The sequence below is a fragment of the Patescibacteria group bacterium genome, from assembly GCA_028711655.1.
In the GTDB taxonomy this organism is placed as follows: domain Bacteria; phylum Patescibacteriota; class Patescibacteriia; order Patescibacteriales; family JAQTRU01; genus JAQTRU01.
Genome location: JAQTRU010000071.1, coordinates 1 through 2,718, shown reverse-complemented (window position 1 = coordinate 2,718; position 2,718 = coordinate 1). Strand labels below are relative to the sequence as shown.

Here is a 2,718-nt window from a genome sequence, read left to right as displayed (position 1 = left end):
GTTCGGCACGACCGTGGTTTTGGTCAGCCATAATCGCGAGGTTGTTAATAAATTGAAACGCCGGGTTGTTGCTTTAGACAACGGAATGGTGGTAAGCGACCAAGCGGTCGGGAAATATATCTTATAAAATTATCAATTTTCAATTATGGTTTTGCTTTCTTTCATTAGGGTTATAAAATTCAGCTTCAAAGACATTTACCGCAATATTTGGCTTTCAATTGTGACGGTTATTATTCTGATTTTAGCTTTATTTTCCATAAATCTCCTTCTGACCGTCAGGGTCATAAGCCAGACCGCCATAAACGCCGTAAAAGACAAAATTGATGTGAGCCTATATCTCAAACCTGATTCAACCGAAGGAGAGATCGCGGCTTTGAGGGGGCAGATAAGCAATTTAGCCCAAGTCAAGGAGGTGGACTATGTTTCCAAAGCCCAGGCCTTGGAATTTTTTCAGGAGAAAAACAGGAACAATCCGGAGATTCTTCAGGCTTTGCGGGAGTTAGGCAAAAATCCTTTGACCCCGAGTTTGGTGATAACGCCAAAAAGCGCGGAAGTGGCAGCCGATCTTATCGGCGAGCTAAATAAAATTGAGAGCGAACTGATTGAATCGCGCGATTTTTCCGATCACAAGCTTCTTCTTGATAAAATTAACGGCATTACAGACAGGGTAAGCGAAGTCGGCTTCACCATCAGCTTAATTTTTATTTTTTCCACCTTGCTGGTGGTTTACAACGCCATCCGGGTGGAAATTTACACTCACCGCGAAGAAATCGCCATTATGCGCCTGGTCGGAGCTTCAAACTCTTTTGTCCATATGCCGTTTATGCTTTCCAGCCTAATCTACACTTTAATCGGCACCGCCGCGGTTATCCTTATTTTTTATCCTTTTTTGAGTTTGCTCCAGCCCTATTTAGAAACTTTCTTTGTCGGCTACAATGTCAATATCATTTCTTATTTCAACGAAAATTTCATAAAGATTTTTGGTTTGCAGTTTTTGATTGTTGCCGTAATAAACGCCTTGGCCAGCCTATTGGCAGTGAGGAAATACGCCCGGGTATAAGATAATAAAACCAAAATAATAAAATAATAAAAAGACGTCCGAAAGGACGTTTTTTATGCTTCGCTGAATTAAAGGGACTGTCTCTTTATGGAAACTTAACAAATTTTTGAACGTAACTTCTCTGGTTAGGTTAAATTTCGTCATTCGGCAATTAACCCCGGGTTAATTCGCCCTTTTCCAGATTTTTATCCAAACATCAGCCATTCCGGTCTGAATATCAGGAGCAAGCCGATTATTAGCATAAGAACGCCGCCGATTAAATGCGACCATCGGCTGTATTTAGCGGTAATGCCCGTCATTTGCAGAGTAGTCATCGCCGCAAAAAAAACAAACAAATCGTCCAGCATGAAAATAAAGATATAGATTAATATATAGAAATAATATTGCCAACTGGCCAGATCGCTTAAAGATAAAATTTGGGTAAAAACCACAGGTAAGCCGGCGGAGCAAATAAGTTCAACCAGATTAACCGCGAAAGCCAGAATAATGATTCCGCCCAGGGCCAGATAAAAACTTTTTTGTTGGGTGATATTTTTCAGTCTGGCAAAAATTTTTTGCCTTTTTTCCGCGCCGGTCACCTTGCATCCAGCTTCGGGGTTGGTAAAATATTCTTTCAAATTATAGCCGCCGCCGGTCAAGGCGACCAAGCCGATAATAATTCTTACCCAAACCACCATGCCGATAAACAAAAGCAGGTTCAGCCAGGCGGCCATAAAAAGGAAATAAACCGAGGCCGAGGCGACAATGAAGGTCGTACCCAGAATCCACATTCTTTTTTTGTTTTCCATCCCCAGAAGCAGGCTGATTAGAAATAACAAAATCCACATCGCGCAGGGATTAAACCCGTCTAAAGCGCCTAAGACAACCGCCAAAACCGGCAAGGAAAAATTTTTGATTTCAATTTTACCGAAAAAAGGCGCTGTTATGGATTCTGGTATTTTTTGGTCGCTGTTTTGAATATTTGCGCCCGGCCGGGAAATTGCCCCGATTTCCGCGCCGACATCGCGGCAACCGTTATTCAACGCGCACCTGATCGCATCTTCAATTTTAGCGCCGCTGTATTCTTCATTCATCCAGCCGATTATATAATGCTCTCCGACCACCGTAAAAGGCACGCCCGAAACGTTGGCATTCAACTTTTGGGCAAAGCCAACCATCAGATCGCGGTTTTGTTTGCTTCCCCAGGCCTCATAACTGTGGATTTTTACTTCCGGGTATTTTTTTGCCATCTTTTCCAAAAAAGGCTTTTCTTGTTCGCAATGTGGGCAGCCTTTCCCCCAAAAAAAGTAGATGTTAACGGTTTTGGCTTCTTCCGCCAAAGCGATTTGGCATGGAATAATTAAAAAAGAAGCAAAAAATAAAAGAAATAAAAATTTTTTAAGCATATTTTCAATTTATTAATAATAAGAGTAAGAGCCCGGGGTATTTAATTTTTGCCGCCAAGCCCGCGCTACAAGGCGATTAGCGCGCTATCCGGCCTCAAATTTCCGCGCTTTCAAAGTTTCTGATTTTATTATATAATTATACAGTTATTTGAGCAATAAAGTCGCGGCGAAAAACAGAAATATTTTTTAGCAGACAATAATCATAATAGCATAATAACAAAATAATGGCGATTGAACGAAGGCGTTAAAAATTATATAATTGCGATATATGCA

At 41.2% G+C, this 2,718-nt stretch carries 2 protein-coding genes; one reads left to right on the top strand and one right to left on the bottom strand.

The annotated features are described in order from the left end of the window. Window positions 1-145: 145 nt before the first annotated feature. Window positions 146-1,060 carry an ABC transporter permease gene (locus tag PHQ42_05465; protein ID MDD5072146.1) on the top strand — a complete coding sequence of 305 codons (915 nt, stop codon included), beginning with the start codon at window positions 146-148 and terminating at the stop codon, window positions 1,058-1,060. Window positions 1,061-1,245: 185 nt separating this feature from the next. On the opposite strand, the gene PHQ42_05460 is transcribed toward PHQ42_05465, so the two are convergent. Beyond that, entirely contained in the window at window positions 1,246-2,445 is a 1,200-nt protein-coding gene (locus tag PHQ42_05460; GenBank protein MDD5072145.1) for a thioredoxin family protein, read from the bottom strand. Window positions 2,446-2,718: the final 273 nt, after the last annotated feature.

Bases quoted from the DNA above. Each gene is read 5' to 3' on its own strand.
- PHQ42_05465 (MDD5072146.1), top strand. From the start codon at position 146: ATGGTTTTGCTTTCTTTCATTAGGGTTATAAAATTCAGCTTCAAAGAC.
- PHQ42_05460 (MDD5072145.1), bottom strand. From the start codon at position 2,445: ATGCTTAAAAAATTTTTATTTCTTTTATTTTTTGCTTCTTTTTTAATT.